Consider the following 22,417-nt stretch of genomic DNA (forward strand, 5'->3'; position numbering starts at 1 on the left):
CACGGCGCACGGGCTTGAAGTCCGCCCTGCAACAAGAACAAACATCGGGAGGATTCATGTCCAACGTTCGCGTACTCGCCACCGATCTCGCCTTTCCCGAAGGGCCGGTGGTCATGCCCGACGGCTCGGTGGTCCTCGTCGAGATTCGGGCGCAGCAACTCACGCGGGTCTGGCCGGACGGCCGCAAAGAGGTCGTCGCCAAGATCCCCGGCGGCCCGAACGGCGCGGCGCTCGGCCCCGACGGCAAGATGTACATCTGCAACAACGGTGGCTTCGGCTGGTTTCCGTCGCGCGGCACGATGATGCCCGGCGCGCCGGCCGCGCACGAATATATCGGCGGTTCGATCCAGCGTGTCGATTTGCAAAGTGGCGCCGTCGAAACGCTGTTCGACAAGTGCGGCGAGCACCCGCTGAAGGGGCCGAACGACCTGGTGTTCGACAAGCACGGCGGGTTGTGGTTCACCGACCTCGGCAAGCGGCGCGCGCGCGACATGGATGTCGGCGCCGCTTACTACATCAAACCGGGGATGAGCGAGATCACCGAACAGGTGTTCGGCACGCTACCGCTCAACGGCATCGGGCTGTCGCCGGACGAGACCACGATGTACGCGGCGGAGACCCCGACCGCTCGTCTGTGGGCATACGAGATCTCCGCGCCCGGAGAGGTGAAGCCGCGCGACGTGATCTATCGCGGCGAGAAGGGCAAGCCGATCGCCGGACTGGGCGGCTACCAGATGTTCGACTCGCTCGCCGTGGAGGCCGGCGGCAATGTCTGCGTCGCGACCCTGGTCTCCGGTTGCATCTCGGTGATCGCTCCCGATGGCACACTGGTCGAGCAGGTTGAGACTGGCGATCGCGTTACCACAAACATTGCGTTCGGCGGGCCAGAGCTGAAGACCGCCTACATCACGCTGTCCGGCAAAGGCGAATTGATCGCCATGGACTGGCCGCGCGGCGGCCTGCCGCTGAATTTCTTGAACAAGTAACGTTCCTCGTCATTGCGAGCCGAAGGCGAAGCAATCCAACCCGTGCACGGAGCCGGATTGCTTCGTCGCTTTGCTCCTCGCAATGACGTATGAGAGGTCGTACTGCGAAAGCGAAGAGGATCTGCAATGCCCTGGCTCGAACCCGTCACTCTCAGCGGACCGCACGCGACGTTGGAGCCGCTGCAGCCGGCGCATCGCGACGGGCTGATCGAGGCCGTGCAGGACGGCGAGTTGTGGAAGCTCTGGTACACAGCTGTCCCGGCGCCTGATCGGATGGAAGCCGAGATTGCGCGTCGGCTGGCTCTGCAGGTGCAGGGGGCGATGCTGCCGTGGACGGTGAAGGACGCAGACGGCCGCATCGTCGGCGTGACGACCTACATGAACGTCGACGCTGCCAATCGCAGGGTCGAGATCGGTTCGACCTGGTACGCGCCCAGCGTGCAGCGCACCGGCCTCAACACGCAATGCAAGCTGCTGCTGTTGCAGCACGCCTTCGAGAAACTGGACTGTATCGCGGTCGAGTTCCGTACCCATTTCTTCAATCACCAGTCCCGCCGTGGCATCGAACGCCTGGGTGCCAAGCAGGATGGTATCTTGCGCAGTCACCAGATCGCATCGAACGGGACGCTCCGCGATACGGTTGTGTACTCGATCATCGCGTCCGAATGGCCGACCGTGAAGGTGCATCTGAACTATCAGCTGTTCGATAAGCCGAGGCCCGGCCTGCGGGTTTTCACGTGATGCGGACCCGGCGGATCTGCTAACAGCTTGCTGATCGAAAGAATGATCGATTAGATTGGGGCGGATTGATCTACATCATTCCGGGGGCGGGCCGACCCCGCCATGCTGCCGAGATGCCGTTCTATCGTTTTCACGTCTGCGATCCGATCAACCGCGTCGATGGCCCGGGCCACGACGGGGCGGCGCTGGCTGACGATATCGACGCCACGCTGTTCGCGGCGGGCGTCATCCAGCGGCTCATCCAGCTGCAGCCGAGTGTTCCGCTGACCTGGTCGATCGAAATCATGCAGGACCAGCGCCGGGTGTGCGCGCTGCCGTTCGAGAAGGGCTGCCAGGTTATGCTGCGGCCGGAATGGGTTTGCGACCAGCCGGCCGACGTCCATGAAAGCTGGCGCTGAGGCTGCTCGTCCGCGCCCAGACTCACGTTCACCCCGATCGGCTAAGGCTTTCCGGCAATTGCGAGCCAGGCAATTGCGAGCCAAACGAGCGGCGTAAGGCGCCGCGCGATGGCTGGCTCGTCGAAGCGGTTCGGCTTGGTGAGCGGGACAGGATCACTTCGCAGGCCAGTCTCCTCCGATAACGCGCGGTTTACGCGGCCGCGCTCGGCAACTGATCCGCGCGGTACAATGTGTCTATCGTCACGGTTCCATTCGCCCGTGAGACGCATGGGCAGATCTTTTCGTTTTCGTGCTTCTGCTCGGCGCTGAAGAACACGTCGCGGTGGTCGATCTCGCCGTCCACACGGGCGACGTCGATCGCGCAAACGCCGCACTCGCCGCGTTGGCAATCCGAGATGACCTCGAACCCTGCGGCGTTGAGCACGTCGAGCATGGAGCGATACCGTGGCACCAGGATTTCCTGTCCGGTGGTCTCGATCCGCACCCGGAATTCGCGGGTCGGCAACCGCCCGCTCGATCCGAAGGTCTCGAAGCAAAGGTCGCTGCCCGGTCGGCCGGCTTCCGCCCAGGCGTGCTTCGCCGCTTCAAGCATGCGGAGCGGCCCACACACAACGGCGATCGCATTCTCGGGAAGGGCCGCGAACGCTGCGGCAAGGTCGAGCCGCACGCCGGCGTCGCTCGGATGCAGCCAGAGCCGCTCGCCGAGCAGCGCGCTCAGTTCGTCATGTAGCGCGGCGTCATCGTCGGACTTCACCGCATAGTGCATCGACAGATCGACATTCTTGCGCGCGAGAGCCGCGGCGATGCCCAGCATCGGCGTCACGCCGATGCCGCCGGCGACCAGGCAATAGTGCTTGCGGCTCCAGTCAATCTCGAACAGCGAGGTCGGATTGGAAATCTCCAAACCGCTGCCAGCTTGAAGCGCCCACATCGCGCGCGAGCCGCCGCGGCTGTCGTCGGCGAGGCGCACGGCAATGCGCAGCAGCCCGTCGCTGCAAGGGATCAGCGAGTAGCTGCGCCGCTCCGGCTGGCCATCGATCAGCACGGCGACGCTGATGTGGCTGCCCGGCGCCCAGCTCCCGGCCGGCAGGTCCGGCTTGAAGATGATTTCGCGGATGGTCGGCGCGAGATCGCGGGTAGCCACGACGGTGGCGTGGCTCCAGTGCTCGGCAAAACGCATATCGGCCTCCGTGCTATCTGTCCGCTGCGGACGTCACCAGCGCCAGCGCCGGCAGCAATTCGAGATGGGTGCGGTTGCGCAGCGCGAGCCGCAGGTTGCGCACGGCGAGGCGCGCGTGCTCGCGCATCACTGCCTCGGCGCGGCCGCCCTCGCGGTTCTCGATCGCGTCGACCACAATACGGTGGTGATCCTGAGCGATCATCAGAATCTGATGCGCCTCTGGCAGCGCCGATTGCGCCATCACGAAAGCGCTCGGCGACGCGAAGGGCAGGGCGGCGACGCGGTCGATCTGCCGCATCACCGGGCCGCTGCCGGACAGCTCGTTGAGCAGCGCGTGAAACCGGGCGTTCAGCGACACGTAGGACGAGAACGCCTCGACCGAGATCGGATCCTGCTTTACCAGGAGATCGATATCGGCGAGGCACTCTTTCAGTGGCTCGATCTGCCGTGCGCTGGCGCCGCGTTCGGCGGCGAAGCGGGCGGCGAGGCCTTCCATCGTGCCGCGCAGTTCGATCGAGTCGAGGATGTCGCGCTCGGAAAACGCCTTGACCATGAAACCGCCGGACGGAATTGCCTGCAGCAGCCCTTCGTCCTCGAGCCGCACCAGCGCCATCCGCACCGGCGTGCGCGATACGCCAGTGATGTCGACCGCCTGTAACTCCGAGATGCGCTCGCCCGCACGGAGCTGGCCGGACAGCACCATGTCGCGCAACGCCAGCTGCGCGCGCACGGTCTGCGACATCGAGCGGTCTGCGACCTTGTCGTTCATCGCTTACTCCGCAGCCTGCAGCCGCGGCGCAGCTTCCTTCGCCGTCATCCGGTCGATCAGCTTGCGCGACCACATCGCGCCGGCATCGATGTTGAGATTGTAGAACACGCGGTCCGGGTTCTCACTGATGGCGCGCTGCTGGGCCTCGAGGATGATTTCGTCCTCGCCGAAAATGCCGGCGACGCCTTCGCGGATCTCCGTCGTCAGGCGCTGCTCGGTCAGCCGATAGTTGCGCACGAACGCCCAGAAGTAGTGACAGGTCGTTTCGGTTTCCGGCGTCATGGTGTTGAGCACGAAGCCGTTGACGCCCTGAGAGCGGTCGCCTTCCGGCGCGCCGCTGCCCGCTGGAGCAACGCCGACGTCGATCGTCACCGTGCCGGGTGCCTCGAAGCGGATGATCTGCCAGCGGTCGACCAGACCGGGCTTGCGCAGTTGCGCGGCCCAGAACGGCGGCGCCTCGATGCCGCGCATCCAGCGCGTCACCGTGACGGTGCGATCGCCGTGCGTGACGTCGAAAGGCGCTTCGGCAACCGCTTCATTGCCGATCGACGAGCCGTGCACGTAAGTCTCGTGGGTGAGGTCCATCAGATTGTCGACCACCAGTCGCCAATCGCATTGGACGTGGATGGTCTTGCCGTCGCCGGCCCAGGCGGGATCGTCGTTCCAATGCATGTCCGGCACCAGCGCCGGATCGGCCAGCGTCGGATCGCCCATCCACAGCCAGATGAAGCGATGCCGCTCGACCACCGGATAACTACGCACGCAGGCTGACGGATTGATCGTCTCCTGCGACGGCATGTAGGTGCAGCGGCCCTGGGCATTGAACTTGAGCCCGTGATAGCCGCACACGACGGTGTCACCTTCGAGCCGGCCCTTGGACAACGGCACCAGCCGGTGCCAGCAGGCATCTTCGAGCGCCGCGACCGAGCCGTCGCTCTTCCGAAACATCACCACATGTTTGCCACAGATCGTGCGCGGCAACAGCGCGTGCTTGATGTCGGCGTCCCAAGCCGCCGCATACCAGGCGTTGAGCGGAAAAGCGGGCATCAAGGCCTCCCTGAAAGTCATTCTTATTCTGAGTTCTGACTGTATACATAAAATGCCATTTGACAAGAATTCTCCTCAGAACGGCCGATGAACTCGCAATTCTGTATACCGATGCGTCGCCAAGCGTCGAAAGGAACATCCTGACTTGGCCTGTTCGTGATTTGTTCGTTGGATGTGCCTCTGCGCTGGGGAGACGGTCATGGCCGATCTGGAAACGATGGACGACGCCGCGCTCATTGCGGTGTGGCTCGACAATCTACGTAGCGACGAGCAGATCGATCATGTCGGCGCGTATAATCGCCGCTTCCGCGAACGAGCCGTAGAGCGGAGCAGGATCGTGCAGGTTCTGCTCCGCCGGGGCGGTGGTTCGGCGGCGGCGCTGCGACAGTTGCTGGAGCATGCCGACCCGGCTGTCGCCAGGGCGGCCGCGCAAGCGCTGAAGCAGCCTGACGGTGCGCCGCCGGCGCAAACGCTAACGCTTCCGCCCGAGCATCCGGCGTTCTGGATGATACGCAATCCGCCACCGCCGGCCTTGTCAGCGGCAGAGATCGCGCATCGGCTCAGCAAGGTGCTGCCGGATCAGGCCGACGCGCTGCTGCGCTGGTTACGACCTGCGATTGGTCTTTGGCCCCACGGAGAGCGGCCCGATGCGCCGGCGGACGGCTCCCGGCTGGGAGGAATGCCCTATGCACCGCCGGACTGGACTTGGCCGGTCGCGGCCGGCGAACCGATGCTGTTCATCGGCCAGATCAATTGCGCGGACGTGCACGGGATGCTGGGCGCCGAATCTTTGCCGGATCGCGGGCTGCTGTCGTTTTTCGCCGATCACGACACGGCGATGGGCTGTTTGCTGACCGGACAGGGTGGCGCTGCTTACTACTGGCCCGACACCGCCGATCTGGTCGCGGCCAAGCCACCGCTCGAGATCCTGACGCGGTTTGCGCGGGCCGAATTGCTGTTCAGGCCGATGTTCGATCTTCCCGATCCAAAGAGCAGCATCGTCGCCGCGATTCTACCCGACCGAGCGCAACTCGATATCTACGAACGGTTTCGCCGCGAAATGATCGCCTACGGATCGCCGGAGGATTGGGACGGTCCGGGCGGCAGTAAGCTGTTCGGCTGGCCGGATCTGCTGCAGGACGAGGACTTCACCCTAACCCTCAACGAGCCTTTTAGCGCCTATCAGCTGCTGCTGCAGCTCGACAGCTATACCAACGGCCAGGATTTCGTTGATTGGGGGCCCGGCGGTTATCTCTATTACTTCGTTACCAAGGATGATTTCGCGGATCAGCGGTGGGATGCGGCTGAACTCGCGATGCAGTGTACGTAGCGGCTGCGCAGATCGCCTTGCGACGGCGAGGGCGCTCACCGCGCAGGTGCTGACTACCTACGTCGTGAGCCTCGCGTTCGTCATTCCGGGATGCGCCGCGCAGCGGCGCAGGCCCGAAATCCATAGTCCCTGGACTAACTGTGAGGCACGAAGGCCGAGTTGCTGTGCAGCAAAGCGAGCGCGGTGGTTATGGATTCCGGGTTCGCGCTACGCGCGACCCGGAATGACAAAAAGAGAGGTTACACTTCCCGTCGGCTCAGGAACGCCAGGCGCTCGAACAGGTGGACGTCCTGCTCGTTCTTGAGCAGCGCGCCGTGCAGCGGGGGGATCAGCTTGCGCGGATCACGCTCCTTCAGTTGCTCCGGGGTCATCTCCTCATTGAGCAGGAGCTTCAGCCAGTCGAGCAGTTCGGAGGTCGACGGCTTCTTCTTCAGGCCGGGTACGTCCCGGACTTCGAAGAAGATCTTGAGCGCTTCCGCCACCAGGCGCTGCTTGATGCCGGGGAAGTGGACGTCGACGATCGCCTGCATCGTGTCGGCGTCGGGGAATTTGATGTAGTGGAAGAAGCAGCGGCGCAGGAAGGCGTCGGGCAGTTCCTTCTCGTTGTTGGAGGTGATCACCACGATCGGGCGCTTCTCGGCGCGGATGGTTTCGCCGGTCTCGTAGACGTGGAACTCCATCCGGTCGAGTTCGAGCAGCAGGTCGTTGGGAAATTCGATGTCGGCCTTGTCGATTTCGTCGATCAGCAGCACCGGGCGCTGCTCGTGGGTGAAGGCTTCCCACAGTTTGCCGCGCTTGATGTAGTTCTTGATGTCCGACACCCGCGGATCGCCGAGCTGGCTGTCGCGCAGTCGCGACACGGCGTCGTATTCATACAGGCCCTGCTGCGCCTTGGTGGTGGACTTGATGTGCCAGGTCAGCAGCGGCGCACCGAGCGCCCGTGCAACTTCCTCGGCCAGCACCGTCTTGCCGGTCCCGGGCTCGCCTTTCACCAAGAGCGGCCGTTCCAGAACAATCGCCGCATTGACGGCGACCTTGAGGTCGTCGGTCGCCACATAATCCTTGGTGCCGGTGAACTTCATGCGTTTCTGCCTCGTCTGTGATCAGGCGGCGCGCGCCATTCTTGTTGTTTGTTGTTGCGTCTCTGGATGTGGAGGTCACATCCGGCTGCGATCGAGGGACCGCAGCGCCGACAGCCTGCGTATCAGGCTCTGCGGATCATGGCCAGCAACACCAGCACGATCACCGCGCCGATCGCGGCGTTGATGATCGCCCGGAAAATGCCGGCGCCCAACGACACGCCGAGGAACGGCAGCAGCCAGCCGGCCACGACTGCCCCGACGATGCCGACGACGATGTTGCCGATCAGGCCAAAGCCGCCGCCGCGCACCAGCAGCCCTGCGAGCCAGCCCGCGACCGCGCCGACCAGAAGCCAGACCAAGATCGAATCGATACCCATGCCAGATCCCCGCTTGTTCTCGCCGCGACTGATCGGCCGCGGCCGGGCGACTTTAGTGGAAAGCAGCCGGCAGGGTCTAGGCGTTTGGAACCCGGCGGCGCACCGAGGTGTTCGGCTTGCCATTCGCCTCCGGAACCAGAGGGGGCATATCGCTGACCTGCGCGAGCGACGCGACGCAGCGGTTACGGCCGCTGCGCTTGGCCTGGTAGAGCGCCAAATCTGCGTCGCGGACCAGCGTTGCCGGTTCGTGCATGGTGGACGTCCGGCTGGCGACCCCGATGCTCACCGTCAGGTGACCGGCCGGCGAATCCGGGTTGGCGAGGCCGAGCCGGCGAACCTCGTGGCGGATGATTTCGGCAAGCTGCATGGCGGCATCGGCGTCGGCTCCGGGCAACACGATGGCGAATTCTTCCCCGCCATAGCGGGCCGCATGTCCACCGCAGTCGGCGACGGCGGCCGCCAGCAATGAGCCGATCAGTTTCAGGCCTTCGTCACCGGCCTGGTGGCCGAGGCCGTCGTTGAAGCCCTTGAAGTAGTCGACGTCGATCATCAATACGGAGAGCTGTGCGTGTGTCGCGAAGGCGTCGTCGATGAAGTCCTCGTGCGCGCGGCGATTGGGCAGCCCGGTGAGGCCGTCCGTCCGCGCCAATTCCGCCAAACGGGAATTCAGGGCTTCGACTTCGTCTTCCACCTGCTTGCGGCGGGTGACGTCGCGCAAGGTGCAGACAATGTGATTGCCGGGCTTGCCGTTCTGGCGGGTGAAACGGAAGTTCGCTTCCAGCCAGACGATGGTGCCGTCCGCGCGCTCCATGCGAAATTCGGCGCGCAAGGCCTCACGGCACTGGGCCAGTTGCCGCCCCATCGCACGCAGGGCTGGAATATCGTCGGGATACAGCATGTCCAGATAGGTGCGGCCGACCATCTCTTCGGCCGTGAAACCGAGCACCCCCTCGACGGATTCCGACACGAAGGTCACCACGCCGCGCTCGTCGAGCAGCACGACGACGTCGCCGATGTTGGCGTCGATCAGGCGATGTCGGGCATCGCGTTCGCGCAGGATGGCTTCGAACCGCTGGCGATTGCGCAACTGTCCGGCGAGCACGGCGGCCAGCAGCGCGATGCAGGCCAGCATCGCAGTTGCCACCAAAGCGTCCGACCGAATTCCCTCGCGCCACCGGGCCAGCACTGAAGCCTGGGTCCGGGCGACGGTGACGATGAGCGGATAGCGCTGCACCCGCTCATAGGCATAGTATTTGGTCAGGTTGTCGAACGGAGAAGTCTCCATATTGTAGCCCTTGGGGCTGCGGGGAAGCAGTTCCCGAAACAACACGGAGTTGGTCAGATCCCTCCCATCGGCCGCCGCGGGCCAGCGGATCAAAATGCGGCCGTCGCCGGCCGCCAGCGTGATCGCCCCGTCGGAGCCGAGATCGAGCGTTTTGTAGAAGTCGGTGAAGTAACCGCTGTCGATGGTCGCGATCACGACGCCGCCGAAGCTGCCGTCGGGATTTTCGATCCGCCGTGTCAGCGCGATGATCGGACGCCCCGAATAGCGTGACAGAATAGGACCGGTGATCAGAAGCGTCTTGTCGGCGTGCTCCCGGTGATGGATGAAATAGCTGCGGTCGGCGTTGTTGAGGGAAGGGGCTCTCGGCAACGAGGCGTAGTCGATGTCGCCCGCTGCGTTCAGAATCACCAGGTCGCTGATTTGCGTGAGATTGTCGGCGACTTCCCGCAGCCGCGCGTCGAAGATCGCCCGGTTCGGGATGCGCTGCAGCCGCATGAACGCGACGATGTCGTCCATCACCACGTCGATCGCCTGGATCGTGTGCGATGCATGCTCCGCCAGGGAATGCGCCAGGTTCCGCATCTCCGTCTCGCTCTGGGCGAGCGCATTCTGCCGCGCGTCGTACTCCTTCCAGACCATCAGCCCGACGACGCACGCGGTCAGCGTCGCCACAAAGACTGTGACGATCAGGACCGGCGTGGACATCCGGCCGGTCAGGTTGGTCCATAGCAGCTTGCGGGAGGTCATCGGCGATGTCGGGTTGTTACCCGCACACACCTGCAACGGCTTTGCTTACCCAACCGATAATCCGATCGTTCCGTTTGGCGGCATTCGAGGTTTCAGGGCGGTTTTCAACAGCGGCAAATCAGCATCTGTGCCCTTGACGGGCCGTACCGCTCGGGCAATCTGTCGTTCATGTTCCTTCAGTTCTTCACGTCGCTGCGCGACGCCCAGGTTCCGGTCACGCTCCGCGAATATCTGACGCTGATGGAGGCGCTCGACGCCGACCTCGCGGATCAGAGCGTCGAGAATTTCTACTATCTGTCGCGCGCCGCGCTGGTGAAGGACGAGCGGAACCTCGACAAGTTCGATCGGGTGTTCGGCGCCACCTTCAAGGGCCTCGAGAATCTCCTCGACGCGATGGAGAAGGCCGACATTCCGGCCGAGTGGCTGAAGAAGCTCGCCGAGAAATACCTGACCGAGGAAGAGAAGAAGCAGATCGAGGCCATGGGCTGGGACAAGCTCATGGAGACCTTGAAGAAACGCCTCGAGGAACAGAAGAAGCGCCACCAGGGCGGCAACAAGTGGATCGGGACGGCCGGCACCTCGCCGTTCGGCGCCGAGGGCTACAATCCGGAGGGCGTCCGGATCGGCCAGGAAAAGAGCCGCCACCAGCGCGCCGTGAAGGTCTGGGACAAGCGCGAGTTCAAGGACCTCGACGGCAACGTCGAACTCGGCATCCGCAACATCAAGGTGGCGCTGCGGCGGCTGCGCAAATTCGCTCGCACCGGCGCGCCGGACGAGCTCGATCTCGACGCGACGATCCGGGAGACCGCCAATCACGGCTATCTCGACGTCCACATGCGCCCGGAGCGGCGAAACGCCGTCAAGGTGCTGGTGTTCTTCGATATCGGCGGCTCGATGGACAGCCACATCGCTCAGGTCGAGGAGTTGTTCTCGGCGGCGAAGAGCGAATTCAAGCACATGGAATATTTCTACTTCCACAACTGCCTTTACGAGGGGGTCTGGAAGCAGAACAAGCGGCGCTTCACCGACCGCACGCCGACCTGGGACGTGCTGCACAAGTTTCCGCACGACTACAAAGTCGTGTTCGTCGGCGACGCGTCGATGAGCCCGTACGAGATCATGGTGCCGGGCGGTTCGGTCGAACACGTCAACGAGGAGGCCGGATCCGTCTGGCTCGACCGGGTGCTGCGCACCTATCCGCATGCAGTCTGGCTCAATCCCGTCGCGCAGCGGCACTGGGACTATTCGGAATCCACCACGATCATCCGCCGACTGTTCTCCGAACGGATGTACCCGATCACAATCGAAGGGCTGGAAGCCGCGATGCGCGAGCTCGTGCGCTGAGCCTTGCGGTCGTCATCCGGAGGAGGCCGGCGCGGCCGGGTGACGGCACAGGCTGCACGAACCGGTCATCAAGACAATTCGAGGAACGACCATGCCCCAGACCATCACCCGCGGCATCAAGACGATGATCGACGAGGCCAACACCACGATCGAGACTTTGAGCACGTCTGACGCGATCGCGTTGCATAAGTCGGGTGCCGAAGACGTCGTGATCGTCGACATTCGCGATCCCCGCGAAATCGAGCGCGACGGCAAGATCCCCGGCTCGTTCTCGTGTACCCGCGGCATGCTCGAGTTTTGGATCGATCCGCAAAGCCCTTACGCCAAGCCGGTCTTTCAGCAGGACAAGAAGTTCGTGTTCTACTGCGCCGGAGGGCTGCGCTCCGCCCTTGCTGCCAAAACTGCGCAGGATATGGGGCTGAAGCCGGTCGCCCATATCGAGGGCGGCTTTGGTGCGTGGCGGGAAGCCGGCGGCCCGGTCGAAGCGTGGGTCCCGAAAGCGCCGAAAGGCTGAGGCCCGGTTCGCACGGCCGGCTTGACGCCACCAAGTCTTCGCCGCTTTCAATGCAGACGACGCGCCGGTGGCGGCGCGAGGTCGTTCAACATCCGCGTCGAGGTTCTGCCGATGACTGCTCCCGATGATCCGTTGGTGTCCACCGAATGGCTCGCTGCGAAGCTCGGCGATCCGACGGTCAAGGTGCTCGATGCGTCGTTCAAGATGCCGGGCGTGATGCCACGGCCGGTCGACGACTATCTGGCGGCGCACATTCCCGGGGCAGTGTATTTCGACGTCGAGGAGGTGTGTGACCACGCCAGTGCATTGCCGCACATGTTCCCGGACGCGGCGCAGTTCGCCCGCGATGTCGCTGCGCTGGGCATTTCCTCGGGCGACACGGTGGTGATCTATGACGCCGGCGGCTGGGTCGCGGCACCGCGCGCGTGGTGGATGTTTCTTGCGTTCGGCCATACCCAAGTCCGCATCCTCGATGGCGGACTGAAGAAGTGGCGGACGGAAGGCCGGCCGACCGAATCCGGCAAGCCGGCGCTGATCCCAGGCAATTTTACCGCGACGTTCCACCCGGCCTATGTCCGCAACAAGCAGCAGATGGCGGCCAACCTCGAAAAGGCGGCCGAGCAGGTGATCGACGCGCGCGCGGCCGATCGCTTCGAGGGCCGCGTGCCCGAGCCGCGGCCCGGCCTGCGCGCCGGCCATATCCCGGGCAGCCGCAATCTGCCGTACAATGAACTGTTCGACGCCAACACCGGCCTGATGAAATCTCATGACGAACTGCGCGCGGCGTTTGTTCGGGCTGGCGTGGATCTGGACCGCCCGATCGTCACCAGTTGCGGCTCCGGCGTCTCCGCCGCCGTGCTGACGCTGGCGCTCTACCGGCTCGGCGTCCGCGGCTCGGCGCTCTACGACGGCTCATGGTCGGAATGGGGGATGCAGGACGGTCCGCCGGTCGCCACCGGACCGGCGTAGAACAAGCTGTCTCAGCTCGGAGGGAAGCCGAAAGGCGGCATCGGAGCCGCCGCCGGCCGCGCTACCAGGGGAGTTACGCTCGGAGCCTCGCTCTGGCGCCGTCGTTTCACCTTACGCTTCACCTGCGCGCGGGTGGTCGCCTTCGGTTTCGTCTCGGCCGTGGGCTGGGCTTTGGTGGACGCGGAGGCGCCAGAGGTTGCCGCCATCGGGGCGCTCGGCTTGTCAGCTTGCTCCTGAGCACCCGCTCCACTCGGTGAAGCCGGGTGATCGGACGTCTGGACGACCGGTTTCGTCGGCGCACGCGGATCTCGTCGCGGCGTCGGAATCGGCCCCGTCAGCGCGGCAACCTTCTCCAGTGGCGCAGCATCAGCAGGCTTGGGAGGAGCCGCCTCGGAACCAACGACGGCGGGGGGCTCGAATTTGGCCGAAACCGGTGTCTCGGCAGCAGCCGGAGCCGCCGCGTCGGCCTTCTCGTCCGCCGGCTTGGCTTGGCCAACAGGCTTGGCTTCATCAGCCACCTTTGATTGGTCAGGCACGGCCGGGGCTTCGGCCACGGTTGAGTTGCGGGTCGGGGGAGCAGTGTCCGACGTCTGCGACGCAGTCGGCGGTTTGACCCCCTGTTGGGGCTGCTCAGGCTGGCTTGCCGGGTTTGTCGGAGCGGTCGCGATCTCTTGGGGCGGAGCGGGAGCCGGCTGCTGCGCGGGTACTTCTGCGAGCGGGGCGGCAGGAGCAGGTGCAACTGCGGCAGCTTCGGCTGGCTGAGCGACCGGGGAGGCGGCAGGCTTTGCATCGCTCTGCACCGTCTCGGGCTTGGCAGAGCTCGTAAGCCCTTCGGGCGCCGGTGCGGCAGGCGAGACTCCCGCATGCGGCTCTGCGGACTGCGGAGCAACAGCAGCGTCAGACGGCTGAGCCGGTGCTGACGCGTTTTGCGTGGAATTTTCGCCAGCGGGCTCGACCCGCAGCATGCTCAAGGTCGGCGTCGCGGATTGGCTTGGCCAGGCGGCGACCGCAATCGGGGCGGGACGGACCGACATCTCGTTGGCGAACTGCTCATGCGCCGCACGCAACAGCGCCGCGGCGCCGAGGCCAAACACCAGCATCGATACCGCAAGCGCAACCGCCGCGAACAGGAACCGGACTCCGGGAAGCATCTCGGGTTCATTCCGTCTTCGGCGCAAGCGCGCGAAGATACATTGAGCAACAACCAACGCGGCGACGACATTGCTTCGATCGGACGGCCGTACGCACGCCTGCCGCGAATCAAGCAGCTTGAGAATAGCGTAATGGGCTCGCGGCACGGCGCGAAAAGTTCGGCCGAGTCGCTTGGTCGCATGATCAGTTGCGCGGCGGTGACATGCGTATCACCACCGCCGAGTGCATCGGCCCGCGTTCCGCCGCGTCGCGGCTTTGGCTGCCGATTGATCCAGCCGGGGTTGTATGACCGGAGGCGGGCGCCGGCTGTTGCGGGGATGTCGCGTTGGCCAATGAAACGCGGCAAATGCGGCGCAGGGGCCGAAATAAGCGCGATTTTGGCGTGATTGTGCCGGTCTCGTCTTGAATGTGCCGTGATCCTACGGCATCAGCCCGTTAACGATCCGGTCTCGGCTTCGGTCTATAAGCGGGCGATGATGAACAATCGAATCTTGACGTTGTTGGCGACGGCTGCGGCGATTGCGGCCGGCACTTCCCTGGCGCAGGCGCAGAACTATCCCGCCGCGTCCGGATCCTATGCGACGGCGGCGCCGGGTGACTATCGCCGTCAGCTGCCGGATTTCGACAATGTCGACGACGAAGAGGTCATGCCCGCAGGACGGTCGGCGGCCCTGCCGCCGCCCGGCCCGGTGATGTCTCCCGATGACCCGCGCTATGGACGTCCCGCCGGTGCCCCGGTCTATTCGGAGCGCGCGCCGGTCCCGCAAGGGCCGGTGATGTCGCCCGACGATCCGCGCTACGGCCGTCCGATGACTGCTCCAGCCTATTCCGATCGCGGCCCGGCCGCCCAGGGCCCGGTGATGTCGCCGGATGATCCGCGCTATGGCCGCCCGGCCGGTCCGCCGCCGGTGATCTACTCCAACACGGGCGACGGTTCACCCCGTCCGCCGGAAGGCGTCGGACAGTCCGGCATGCCGCAGCAAGCGACGGGCTCGGTGCAGCCCGCGCCGCAGCTGGGCGCCGATGGCCGGCCGCTGCAGGTCGCCGCGCTGCCGCCGGAAGATCAGCCGGAGGCCGATCAGGAATTCCAGCTGCCTCCCAATCTGCGTCGTCAGGAGGTCGCCTTCCAGACGAAGGAGCCGGCCGGGACCATCGTGGTCGATACCAGCCACACCTACCTCTATTATGTGCTCGGGAATGGCCGTGCGATGCGCTACGGCGTTCGCGTCGGGCGCGATGGGTTTACCTGGACCGGCGTGCAGAAGATCACGCGGAAGGCGGAGTGGCCGGATTGGCATCCGCCGACCGAGATGATCGAGCGCCAGCCCTATTTGCCGCGCTTCATGGCCGGCGGCCCGGGCAACCCCCTCGGCGCTCGTGCGATGTATCTCGGCTCGACGGTCTACCGCATTCACGGCACCAACCAGCCGTCGACGATCGGCAAGTTCGTGTCGTCGGGTTGCATCGGCATGCTGAACGACGACGTCAGCGATCTGTTCGAACGCGTCAAGGTCGGCACCCGTGTCGTGGTGCTGCCGGGTGGTCCGCCGCCGGCGACTGCGAGCGCTGCTCCGCAGCCGGTTGCCTCCGCGGCTCCGCCTGCTCAGCCGCAGATGTCGTCGGTGCCAGGAACGCAGCCGAGTTCGGTGGCCCCGCTGCCGGCGCCGGTGACGATCCGCTGATCCGGCTCTCCGTTGAACAGCAAAACGCCCGCGCGGAGCGATCCGCGCGGGCGTTTTGCTGGACGAAGAGGTCGATGGCAGCCGCTATGCGTCAGACGCCGCGGTCCGGCTGCGCGGCGTGGCGGCCATGCTTCGCACGCCAAGCCGGTCCGGGACCGCGCATGTAGTGAAGCTCGGGCCGGTAGGGGCTGAATGCCTGCACGAAGAACTGGCTCCAGAACTCCCCGATCTCGTCGATCAGGCGCAATCGACCGGCAGAAGGCTCTGACGTTTCGGATTCAACGGGCGTCGACAGGAAGCGTCCCACGATGGCCTCGTGATCAGTGTCGGCGGGCGCAAGACGCGCCAGCGCCCCATTGACTGTTGACCGGGGTCGTTAAAACTTTGTGCGAATTGTCTCGGTGCGCGCCCGCTCGTCCGTTGTGCTGAACGATCCGTTAACGACGCTCGCTTGGGTTGCCCTTTGGCAGGCGTCCCGCTACATCAGCGGCAACCAAATCCCCCGCACACTCTGATGTTCAAGGACCCCCATGGCTCGCCAGTTCGTCTACTTCATGCAGGGTCTGACCAAGGCCTATCCGACCCGCAAGGTTCTGGATAACGTCCATCTGTCGTTCTACCCGGATGCCAAGATCGGAGTGCTCGGCGTCAACGGTGCCGGTAAATCGACCCTGCTGAAGATCATGGCGGGGATCGATAAGGAATATACCGGCGAGGCGTGGGTCGCCGAAGGTGCCCGCGTCGGCTATCTCGAGCAGGAGCCGCAACTCGATCCGGCACTTACCGTTCGTGAAAACGTCATGCTGGGCGTCGCCAAGCAGAAAGCGATCCTCGATCGCTACAACGAACTGGCGATGAACTACTCGGACGAGACCGCCGACGAGATGACGGCGCTGCAGGACCAGATCGAGGCGGCGGGGCTGTGGGATCTCGACAGCAAGGTCGACCAGGCGATGGACGCGCTGCGCTGCCCGCCGGACGACGCCGACGTCACCAAGCTGTCGGGCGGCGAGCGCCGCCGCGTCGCGCTGTGCCGCCTGTTGCTCGACCAGCCCGACCTGCTGCTGCTCGACGAACCGACCAACCATCTCGACGCCGAGAGCGTGTCGTGGTTGGAAAGCCATCTGCGCAACTATCCGGGCGCGATCCTGATCGTGACCCACGATCGCTACTTCCTCGACAACGTCACGAGCTGGATTCTCGAGCTCGATCGCGGCCGCGGCATTCCCTACGAGGGCAACTACTCGTCCTGGCTGGTGCAGAAGCAGAAGCGGCTGCTGCAGGAGGGCCGCGAGGACGCGGCGCATCAGAAGACGCTGGAGCGCGAGCAGGAGTGGATCGCGTCGTCGCCCAAGGCGCGTCAGGCCAAGTCGAAGGCGCGCTATCAGCGCTATGAGGAACTGCTCGCCAAGGCGTCCGAGAAGCAGAGCCAGACCGCGCAGATCATCATCCCGGTCGCCGAGCGGCTCGGCAACAACGTGGTCGACTTCGAGCATCTCACCAAGGGTTTTGGCGACAAGCTGCTGATCGACGATCTCACCTTCAAGCTGCCGCCCGGCGGCATCGTCGGCGTCATCGGTCCGAACGGCGCCGGCAAGACCACGCTGTTCCGCATGATCACCGGCCAGGAGAAGCCCGACGGTGGTACGATCACGGTCGGCGAGACCGTGCATCTCGGCTATGTCGACCAGTCGCGCGACGCGCTCGACGGCAAGAAGACGGTGTGGGAGGAGATCTCCGGCGGTAATGAGCTGATCCTGCTCGGCAAGAAGGAAGTCAATTCGCGCGGCTACTGCTCGGCCTTCAACTTCAAGGGCGGCGATCAGCAGAAGAAGGTCGGCTCGCTGTCGGGCGGTGAGCGTAACCGCGTCCATCTCGCCAAGATGCTGAAGTCCGGCGCCAACGTGCTGCTGCTCGACGAACCGACCAACGACCTCGACGTCGACACGCTGCGTGCGCTCGAAGAGGCGCTGGAGGATTTCGCCGGCTGCGCCGTGATCATCAGCCATGACCGCTGGTTCCTCGACCGCATCGCCACGCACATCCTTGCCTTCGAGGACGACAGCCACGTCGAATGGTTCGAAGGTAATTTCCAGGACTACGAAAAGGACAAGATGCGTCGCCTCGGTCAGGATGCTATCATCCCGCACCGCGCGAAGTACAAGAAGCTGACGCGGTAATTAGCGGCGTCGAGGCGTTTGGCCTCATCAAGGGCGGCGGAGGGCGTCGATGGCCTCCGAACTATCAGGTCGGAAATTCGGTTGGCGCCTCGTTTGGCGTGTGCTGCTGTTTCTGATCCTGATGTTCGGCGTTCCCTTGGTGATCTATGGACTTGATCGCTTTTTTGGCGATACCAAGGTCACGCTGGCTGACGCCGTCAGGGTGACGACCGGAACGATCGCCGGGGCCTATATCTATCTTCTTTTCGTGCTCCTGCTGGTTCGGCCGTGCTGGCTGCGGCTACGCGCGCTCTGCGTACCGGCGGGCTTCAGTCTGTTTGTGCCGGTGCTGGTCCTCTTGGATCTACCGTACTTCCTCGCCGTCAATTCGGCGGGCGTGTTCGGCCTGTCGATCGGCTGGCCCGATGCCGGGGTGCCGGTTTACTTGCTCACCGGGCTCGGTCTCGCCGCGACGATGATCTTCGCTCAGCCGAAGCCGAACGTCTGGCTGGCGTCGCAGCGCTGGCTCGGGGTCGCCATGCTGATCATCAATGTGGTGATCCTCGGCGGGTATGCGTTCATATTCGCGATGGCGTATTGGTTGCACGTCGTCGAGGAGACGCTTTCCAGCGAGGATGCACCACATCCAGCTTTCGTCCCCCTCGTGCTGGCCAGCGGCCGCTTCACCGAGATCAGTCCGATGCTGTGCGCCGCCTTGTTTGGATCAGCGGTGTTGTGGACGATCGTCTCATGCCGGGCGTCCGCTGGGGCGGGGCCCGCGACTGTCACTTCCCCGGTGGCCCGCCGACCTGGCACGCTCGAATAACGATGCGGCAAGCCTATCCCTGGGTCGTGGCGGGGATATTGCAAAATCCCGCCAGATCAATAGCTTTCCAGGCCGACTCGGGGGCGTAAAGGTGGATGGATGGCCGACTGGAGTGCCGAGCAGTATCTGAAATTCGAGGATGAGCGCACCCGGCCGGCGCGTGAGCTGCTGGCGCAGGTTCCAGTCGTCGCGCCGCGCAGGGTCGCTGACATCGGCTGCGGCCCCGGCAACTCCACCCAGCTGCTGGTCGAGCGCTGGCCGGAGGCGGCGGTGATCGGTGTCGATACCTCGGCCGACATGCTGCGCCAGGCGCGCGAGCGGCTGCCGCAGCACAAGTTCATCGAGGCCAACGTTGCGCATTGGGCGCCGCCGCCGGGCACCGACGTGCTGTTCGCCAATGCGGTGTTTCAGTGGGTCCCCGATCATCTGAAGCACCTGAAGCGGCTGGTCTCGGGGCTCGAGCCGGGCGGCGTTCTCGCCGTGCAGATGCCCGACAATCTCGACGAGCCGTCGCACATCATGATGCGCGAGGTGGCGTTTCAGGAGCCGTGGCGGCACCAGCTCTCGAAAGCGGCCGAGCTGCGCGATTCGCTGCCGAAGCCGGGCGTGTATTACGACGCGTTGCGCCCGTTGTGCAGCCGACTGGAGATCTGGCACACGATCTACAATCACGTTCTCGATGACGCAGCAGCTGTCGTCGAATGGGTCAAGGGCACTGGCTTGCGGCCGTTCGTCGACCCGCTCGATCTGCCGGAACGCAAGGCCTATCTCGCCGCCTATACGGCGCGGATCGCCGCCGCTTATCCGCCACAGGCGGACGGCAAAGTCCTGTTGCGGTTTCCGCGTATCTTCATCGTCGCCATCAAGTAGTTTCCGCAGGGTTCGCGGCGGCGGATGCGGTTAATCGCCGCTCCTCGTCGTCTCGACAGAATCGCACGGAGTTCCCACTTGAGTGGTCGCCATTTTCCCCCGCTTGGAGCTACTCCCAATGTCGATGACGCCCGAGACGCCGCTGCCGCCGAAAGGCTCGGCGCTGCGCCCGATTCCCATGCTGATTTTCGGTTCACGCTGGCTGCAATTGCCGCTGTATGTCGGACTGATCGTCGCCCAGGGCATCTACGTCGTCCTATTTCTCAAGGAATTGTGGCACCTGTTTCAGCACTCGTTCGATTTCAGCGAGCAGCAGATCATGCTGGCGGTGCTGGGACTGATCGACGTGGTGATGATCTCGAACCTGCTGGTGATGGTGATTGTCGGCGGCTACGAGACGTTCGTGTCGCGGCTCAACCTGCGCGGGCATCCGGACGAGCCGGAATGGCTCAGCCACGTCAATGCCAGCGTGCTGAAGATCAAGCTGGCGATGGCGATCATCGGCATCTCGTCGATCCATCTGCTGCGCACCTTCATCGAAGCAGGCAGCCTCGGCTCGCCCGGCCGCGCTGGCTACACCGAAACCGGGGTGATGTGGCAGACCATCATCCACACCGTCTTCATCCTGTCGGCGATCGGCATCGCCTGGGTGGACCGGATCTCCAACCTCGCGATCGAAGAGGCCAAGGCTCACTCCGAGCACTGACGCTGCGGGTCGCCACCTTCGTCGCTGCCGCCGGCCTCGCGCTGGCGGCGGTGCTGACGCCCGCTACAGCACTGGCGGCCGACGAGGGATTCGCGCGCTTCGTTGCGTCGCTGTGGCCGGAAGCGCAGCAGGCCGGCGTCTCCCGCGCCACCTTCGACGCGGTGACGGCCGGGCTCGAGCCGGACTACAAGCTGCCCGATCTGCTGCTCCCGGGCCGGCCAAAGACCGGTGCGCCGTCGCAAGCCGAATTCGTCCAGGTGCCGGCGGACTATCTGAAGGAAGCCCGGATCGAGGCGCTGGCCGGGCACGGCCGCAAGCTGTTGGCGCAATACGGGCCGACCTTGCGGGCGATCGAGCAGCGCTTCGGCGTGCCGGCGACCGTGGTGCTGGCGATCTGGGGCCGCGAGACCGATTATGGCCGCTACCGGCTGCCTTACGACGCCATTCGGGTGATGGCGACGCAGGCCTATGTGGGCCGCCGCAAGGACCAGTATCGGACCGAGTTCATCCTGGCGATGAAGATCATCAGCGAGGGTGCCGTGACCCGCCAGGGCATGCGCTCGTCCTGGGCCGGCGCCACCGGTCTGACACAATTCTTGCCGTCCGAATACTACAAGCACGGCGTCGACTTCGACGGTGACGGCAAGATCGACATCTGGAATTCGGTGCCGGACGCGCTGGCCTCGGCGGCGCAGCAGCTCGTCAACAAGGGCTGGAAGCCGGGCGTGCGCTGGGCCTATGAGGTTCGTGCGCCGGCCAATGCGGATTGCACGCTGGGCCGGCCCGAGGTGACCAAACCGATCGGGCAGTGGCTGCGCGAAGGCTTTGCTCCGGCCCGCGGCGAACGGCTCGGCGCAACGGAATTGGCCGAACCGGCGTCGCTACTGCAGCCGGAAGGGATTTACGGCCCCGCATTCCTGACCACGAAGAACTACTTCGTCATCAAGGAATACAATTTCTCGGACCTCTACGTGCTGTTCGTCGGCCATCTCGCCGATCGGATCACCAATCCGCAGCCGTTCGCGACGCCGTGGGCGGCGACCAAGCAGTTGCGGACCGCGGACGTTGAGGCAATGCAGCGCGGTTTGACCCGGCTCGGCTTCTATCACGACAAGGTCGACGGCAAGGCCGGGATGCTGACGCGCGCGGCGCTAGGCGCCTACCAGAAGTCGGCACGGCTGAAATTGGATTGCTGGCCGAGCGAAAGTGTCCTGCGCTCGATCGAAGCGGCCCGCTGACTTCCTTCGCTTGCGCGACCGGACGGACGCCCTCGGCTCAAAGCAAAAGCCCGGCCGATCGCTCGGCCGGGCTTGAAATCAGGGGAGTGGCGAATCGCCGGCTCAGATCAATCGCAAACCTCGACCGGGCGCGAACGCCAGATGCCGCGATAATCGTCCCAGAAGCGCTGGCGGACGATGCGGCAGGCCGGCTCTTCGACATAGACCGGGGCAGGGGCCGCATAGGCCGGGCGGCTGGCGGCGATCGCGCCACCCAGCAGAGCGCCACCGATCAGGCCGCCAGCGACGCCAGCCGCGATCCGGCCGCCATCGGCGTGAGCGGCCGGCACGGCCGCGACCAGCGAACCGGCGAGGGTCGCGACCGCAACAAGCATCGAAACAGTCTTCTTCATTTGTCTCTCCGAAGTGGCGCCCCGACCGGCGCGCGTTGACAGAAGTCGCCCACCCGACTGCACAGCATCAAAAAAGCGCAATGCCGTCAATCGTCGCAGATTCAGGTCCGGATCACTCGCTCCAAAAAACGGTCTTTTTCGGGCTATCCGAACGATTCACCGCGGTCTCAAGAAACTCAGGTGCGGATATTGGTCGTCCGGAGCAGCCGGAGGTTCAATCTCAGCCGCAGACTCGCACGCGGCGGATTCGCCAGCCATAGCCGTCCCAGAATCGCTGGCGCTGCCAGTAACAGTCGCCGTAGTCGCCCGGGTCCACCACATAGGCCGGGCGGGGCACGTACACGGGAGCAGGCGCATAGTAATAGGACGGTCCGTAGCCGTAATAATGCGGGCCAGCGAATGCGCCGCCGACGATCGCGCCTCCGAGGAGCCCGGCGGCGAGGCCGACGCCGAAGCCGTCATGTGCTTGCGCCGGCGCCGGTGCGCCGATCGCCGCAACGCCCAGGGCGGTGGCTGCCACCAACCCCATCACTGCTTTCCTCATGGATTCACCCTCTTGCTTGCCGCCCGGTTCCACACACGGCTGCGACACTATTGCGGGGGCGAGCATCCACCTTTCTCTT

23 protein-coding genes are annotated in these 22,417 nt (G+C 64.7%); 14 read left to right on the forward strand and 9 right to left on the reverse strand.

The features are described 5' to 3' along the window. The first annotated feature begins 56 nt into the window (after window positions 1–56). The 3 genes from IP86_RS16360 (at window position 57) to IP86_RS16370 (ending at window position 2,125) form a co-directional block, all read left to right on the forward strand. On the forward strand, window positions 57–986 hold the full coding sequence (locus IP86_RS16360) for an SMP-30/gluconolactonase/LRE family protein (protein ID WP_054163596.1): 930 nt from the start codon (window positions 57–59) through the stop codon (window positions 984–986). Window positions 987–1,112: 126 nt separating this feature from the next. Next, window positions 1,113–1,727 carry a GNAT family N-acetyltransferase gene (locus tag IP86_RS16365; RefSeq protein ID WP_054163597.1) on the forward strand — a complete coding sequence of 205 codons (615 nt, stop codon included), beginning with the start codon at window positions 1,113–1,115 and terminating at the stop codon, window positions 1,725–1,727. Window positions 1,728–1,792: 65 nt separating this feature from the next. Beyond that, window positions 1,793–2,125 (forward strand): hypothetical protein, encoded by a 333-nt coding sequence (locus tag IP86_RS16370; protein WP_245290649.1) that lies wholly within the window; start codon window positions 1,793–1,795, stop codon window positions 2,123–2,125. Window positions 2,126–2,315: 190 nt separating this feature from the next. Here the strand turns inward: IP86_RS16370 and IP86_RS16375 are convergent, their stop codons facing one another. Genes IP86_RS16375 through IP86_RS16385 form a run of 3 tightly spaced genes read right to left on the reverse strand, consistent with a single transcriptional unit; the run spans window position 2,316 to window position 5,121 of the window. Next, window positions 2,316–3,305 (reverse strand): PDR/VanB family oxidoreductase, encoded by a 990-nt coding sequence (locus IP86_RS16375; protein WP_054163599.1) that lies wholly within the window; start codon window positions 3,303–3,305, stop codon window positions 2,316–2,318. A 13-nt stretch (window positions 3,306–3,318) separates the two neighbouring features. Next, window positions 3,319–4,074, reverse strand: a complete 756-nt coding sequence (locus IP86_RS16380; protein WP_054163600.1) for a GntR family transcriptional regulator — start codon at window positions 4,072–4,074, stop codon at window positions 3,319–3,321. Between the two features lie 3 nt (window positions 4,075–4,077). Further along, window positions 4,078–5,121 carry an aromatic ring-hydroxylating dioxygenase subunit alpha gene (locus IP86_RS16385; RefSeq protein WP_054163601.1) on the reverse strand — a complete coding sequence of 348 codons (1,044 nt, stop codon included), beginning with the start codon at window positions 5,119–5,121 and terminating at the stop codon, window positions 4,078–4,080. A 199-nt stretch (window positions 5,122–5,320) separates the two neighbouring features. Here IP86_RS16385 and IP86_RS16390 point away from each other — a divergent pair, with 199 nt between their 5' ends. Next, window positions 5,321–6,451 (forward strand): YwqG family protein, encoded by a 1,131-nt coding sequence (locus IP86_RS16390; RefSeq protein ID WP_054163602.1) that lies wholly within the window; start codon window positions 5,321–5,323, stop codon window positions 6,449–6,451. Between the two features lie 239 nt (window positions 6,452–6,690). Here IP86_RS16390 and IP86_RS16395 read toward each other — a convergent pair whose 3' ends face one another. The 3 genes from IP86_RS16395 to IP86_RS16405 form a co-directional block, all read right to left on the reverse strand. After that, complete coding sequence (locus tag IP86_RS16395; protein ID WP_054163603.1) at window positions 6,691–7,533, reverse strand: AAA family ATPase; 843 nt, start codon at window positions 7,531–7,533, stop codon at window positions 6,691–6,693. A 122-nt stretch (window positions 7,534–7,655) separates the two neighbouring features. Continuing rightward, the gene (locus IP86_RS16400; protein ID WP_054163604.1) at window positions 7,656–7,910 is read right to left on the reverse strand and encodes a GlsB/YeaQ/YmgE family stress response membrane protein; all 255 of its coding nucleotides are present in this window, start codon (window positions 7,908–7,910) and stop codon (window positions 7,656–7,658) included. Between the two features lie 76 nt (window positions 7,911–7,986). Beyond that, on the reverse strand, window positions 7,987–9,942 hold the full coding sequence (locus IP86_RS16405; RefSeq protein ID WP_054163605.1) for a sensor domain-containing diguanylate cyclase: 1,956 nt from the start codon (window positions 9,940–9,942) through the stop codon (window positions 7,987–7,989). A 168-nt stretch (window positions 9,943–10,110) separates the two neighbouring features. On the opposite strand from IP86_RS16405, the gene IP86_RS16410 reads away from it, so the two are divergent. From IP86_RS16410 to IP86_RS16425, 5 genes are all read left to right on the forward strand, one after another. After that, complete coding sequence (locus IP86_RS16410) at window positions 10,111–11,286, forward strand: vWA domain-containing protein (RefSeq protein WP_054163606.1); 1,176 nt, start codon at window positions 10,111–10,113, stop codon at window positions 11,284–11,286. Between the two features lie 91 nt (window positions 11,287–11,377). Beyond that, window positions 11,378–11,800, forward strand: a complete 423-nt coding sequence (locus IP86_RS16415; protein WP_054163607.1) for a rhodanese-like domain-containing protein — start codon at window positions 11,378–11,380, stop codon at window positions 11,798–11,800. Between the two features lie 111 nt (window positions 11,801–11,911). After that, window positions 11,912–12,769, forward strand: a complete 858-nt coding sequence (gene sseA, locus IP86_RS16420) for a 3-mercaptopyruvate sulfurtransferase (RefSeq protein WP_054163608.1) — start codon at window positions 11,912–11,914, stop codon at window positions 12,767–12,769. Between the two features lie 1,052 nt (window positions 12,770–13,821). Next, complete coding sequence (locus IP86_RS28755) at window positions 13,822–14,307, forward strand: hypothetical protein (RefSeq protein ID WP_156332530.1); 486 nt, start codon at window positions 13,822–13,824, stop codon at window positions 14,305–14,307. An 87-nt stretch (window positions 14,308–14,394) separates the two neighbouring features. Further along, window positions 14,395–15,603 carry a L,D-transpeptidase gene (locus IP86_RS16425; RefSeq protein WP_054163626.1) on the forward strand — a complete coding sequence of 403 codons (1,209 nt, stop codon included), beginning with the start codon at window positions 14,395–14,397 and terminating at the stop codon, window positions 15,601–15,603. A gap of 91 nt (window positions 15,604–15,694) precedes the next feature. On the opposite strand, the gene IP86_RS28760 is transcribed toward IP86_RS16425, so the two are convergent. Beyond that, a complete protein-coding gene (locus IP86_RS28760; RefSeq protein WP_245290654.1) occupies window positions 15,695–15,910 on the reverse strand; it encodes a hypothetical protein in 216 nt (71 codons plus the stop codon). 223 nt (window positions 15,911–16,133) lie between these two features. On the opposite strand from IP86_RS28760, the gene ettA reads away from it, so the two are divergent. The 5 genes from ettA to IP86_RS16455 all read left to right on the forward strand — a co-directional run bounded on the left by ettA (window position 16,134) and on the right by IP86_RS16455 (window position 21,402). Further along, on the forward strand, window positions 16,134–17,783 hold the full coding sequence (gene ettA, locus IP86_RS16435) for an energy-dependent translational throttle protein EttA (protein WP_054163609.1): 1,650 nt from the start codon (window positions 16,134–16,136) through the stop codon (window positions 17,781–17,783). Between the two features lie 49 nt (window positions 17,784–17,832). Continuing rightward, window positions 17,833–18,588, forward strand: coding sequence for a hypothetical protein (locus tag IP86_RS16440; protein ID WP_156332531.1), 756 nt, complete (start codon window positions 17,833–17,835; stop codon window positions 18,586–18,588). Between the two features lie 99 nt (window positions 18,589–18,687). Then, entirely contained in the window at window positions 18,688–19,458 is a 771-nt protein-coding gene (gene tam, locus IP86_RS16445) for a trans-aconitate 2-methyltransferase (protein WP_054163611.1), read from the forward strand. Window positions 19,459–19,576: 118 nt separating this feature from the next. Further along, entirely contained in the window at window positions 19,577–20,164 is a 588-nt protein-coding gene (locus IP86_RS16450; RefSeq protein WP_054163612.1) for a TIGR00645 family protein, read from the forward strand. A gap of 41 nt (window positions 20,165–20,205) precedes the next feature. Then, window positions 20,206–21,402 carry a lytic murein transglycosylase gene (locus IP86_RS16455; protein ID WP_245290652.1) on the forward strand — a complete coding sequence of 399 codons (1,197 nt, stop codon included), beginning with the start codon at window positions 20,206–20,208 and terminating at the stop codon, window positions 21,400–21,402. 107 nt (window positions 21,403–21,509) lie between these two features. Here IP86_RS16455 and IP86_RS16460 read toward each other — a convergent pair whose 3' ends face one another. Both IP86_RS16460 and IP86_RS16465 read right to left on the reverse strand, forming a co-directional pair. Further along, window positions 21,510–21,794, reverse strand: coding sequence for a hypothetical protein (locus tag IP86_RS16460; RefSeq protein ID WP_054163613.1), 285 nt, complete (start codon window positions 21,792–21,794; stop codon window positions 21,510–21,512). 220 nt (window positions 21,795–22,014) lie between these two features. Next, a complete protein-coding gene (locus IP86_RS16465) occupies window positions 22,015–22,338 on the reverse strand; it encodes a hypothetical protein (protein ID WP_054163629.1) in 324 nt (107 codons plus the stop codon). Window positions 22,339–22,417: the final 79 nt, after the last annotated feature.

This window comes from Rhodopseudomonas sp. AAP120, from assembly GCF_001295845.1.
Taxonomy (GTDB): domain Bacteria; phylum Pseudomonadota; class Alphaproteobacteria; order Rhizobiales; family Xanthobacteraceae; genus Rhodopseudomonas.

Coding starts and splice junctions, on each gene's coding strand:
- IP86_RS16360 (WP_054163596.1), top strand. CDS start 57: ATGTCCAACGTTCGCGTACTCGCCACCGATCTCGCCTTTCCCGAAGGG.
- IP86_RS16365 (WP_054163597.1), top strand. CDS start 1,113: ATGCCCTGGCTCGAACCCGTCACTCTCAGCGGACCGCACGCGACGTTG.
- IP86_RS16375 (WP_054163599.1), bottom strand. CDS start 3,305: ATGCGTTTTGCCGAGCACTGGAGCCACGCCACCGTCGTGGCTACCCGC.
- IP86_RS16380 (WP_054163600.1), bottom strand. CDS start 4,074: ATGAACGACAAGGTCGCAGACCGCTCGATGTCGCAGACCGTGCGCGCG.
- IP86_RS16385 (WP_054163601.1), bottom strand. CDS start 5,121: ATGCCCGCTTTTCCGCTCAACGCCTGGTATGCGGCGGCTTGGGACGCC.
- IP86_RS16390 (WP_054163602.1), top strand. CDS start 5,321: ATGGCCGATCTGGAAACGATGGACGACGCCGCGCTCATTGCGGTGTGG.
- IP86_RS16395 (WP_054163603.1), bottom strand. CDS start 7,533: ATGAAGTTCACCGGCACCAAGGATTATGTGGCGACCGACGACCTCAAG.
- IP86_RS16400 (WP_054163604.1), bottom strand. CDS start 7,910: ATGGGTATCGATTCGATCTTGGTCTGGCTTCTGGTCGGCGCGGTCGCG.
- IP86_RS16405 (WP_054163605.1), bottom strand. CDS start 9,942: ATGACCTCCCGCAAGCTGCTATGGACCAACCTGACCGGCCGGATGTCC.
- IP86_RS16410 (WP_054163606.1), top strand. CDS start 10,111: ATGTTCCTTCAGTTCTTCACGTCGCTGCGCGACGCCCAGGTTCCGGTC.
- IP86_RS16415 (WP_054163607.1), top strand. CDS start 11,378: ATGCCCCAGACCATCACCCGCGGCATCAAGACGATGATCGACGAGGCC.
- sseA (WP_054163608.1), top strand. CDS start 11,912: ATGACTGCTCCCGATGATCCGTTGGTGTCCACCGAATGGCTCGCTGCG.
- IP86_RS28755 (WP_156332530.1), top strand. CDS start 13,822: ATGCGCCGCACGCAACAGCGCCGCGGCGCCGAGGCCAAACACCAGCAT.
- IP86_RS16425 (WP_054163626.1), top strand. CDS start 14,395: ATGATGAACAATCGAATCTTGACGTTGTTGGCGACGGCTGCGGCGATT.
- ettA (WP_054163609.1), top strand. CDS start 16,134: ATGGCTCGCCAGTTCGTCTACTTCATGCAGGGTCTGACCAAGGCCTAT.
- IP86_RS16440 (WP_156332531.1), top strand. CDS start 17,833: ATGGCCTCCGAACTATCAGGTCGGAAATTCGGTTGGCGCCTCGTTTGG.
- tam (WP_054163611.1), top strand. CDS start 18,688: ATGGCCGACTGGAGTGCCGAGCAGTATCTGAAATTCGAGGATGAGCGC.
- IP86_RS16450 (WP_054163612.1), top strand. CDS start 19,577: ATGTCGATGACGCCCGAGACGCCGCTGCCGCCGAAAGGCTCGGCGCTG.
- IP86_RS16460 (WP_054163613.1), bottom strand. CDS start 21,794: ATGAAGAAGACTGTTTCGATGCTTGTTGCGGTCGCGACCCTCGCCGGT.
- IP86_RS16465 (WP_054163629.1), bottom strand. CDS start 22,338: ATGAGGAAAGCAGTGATGGGGTTGGTGGCAGCCACCGCCCTGGGCGTT.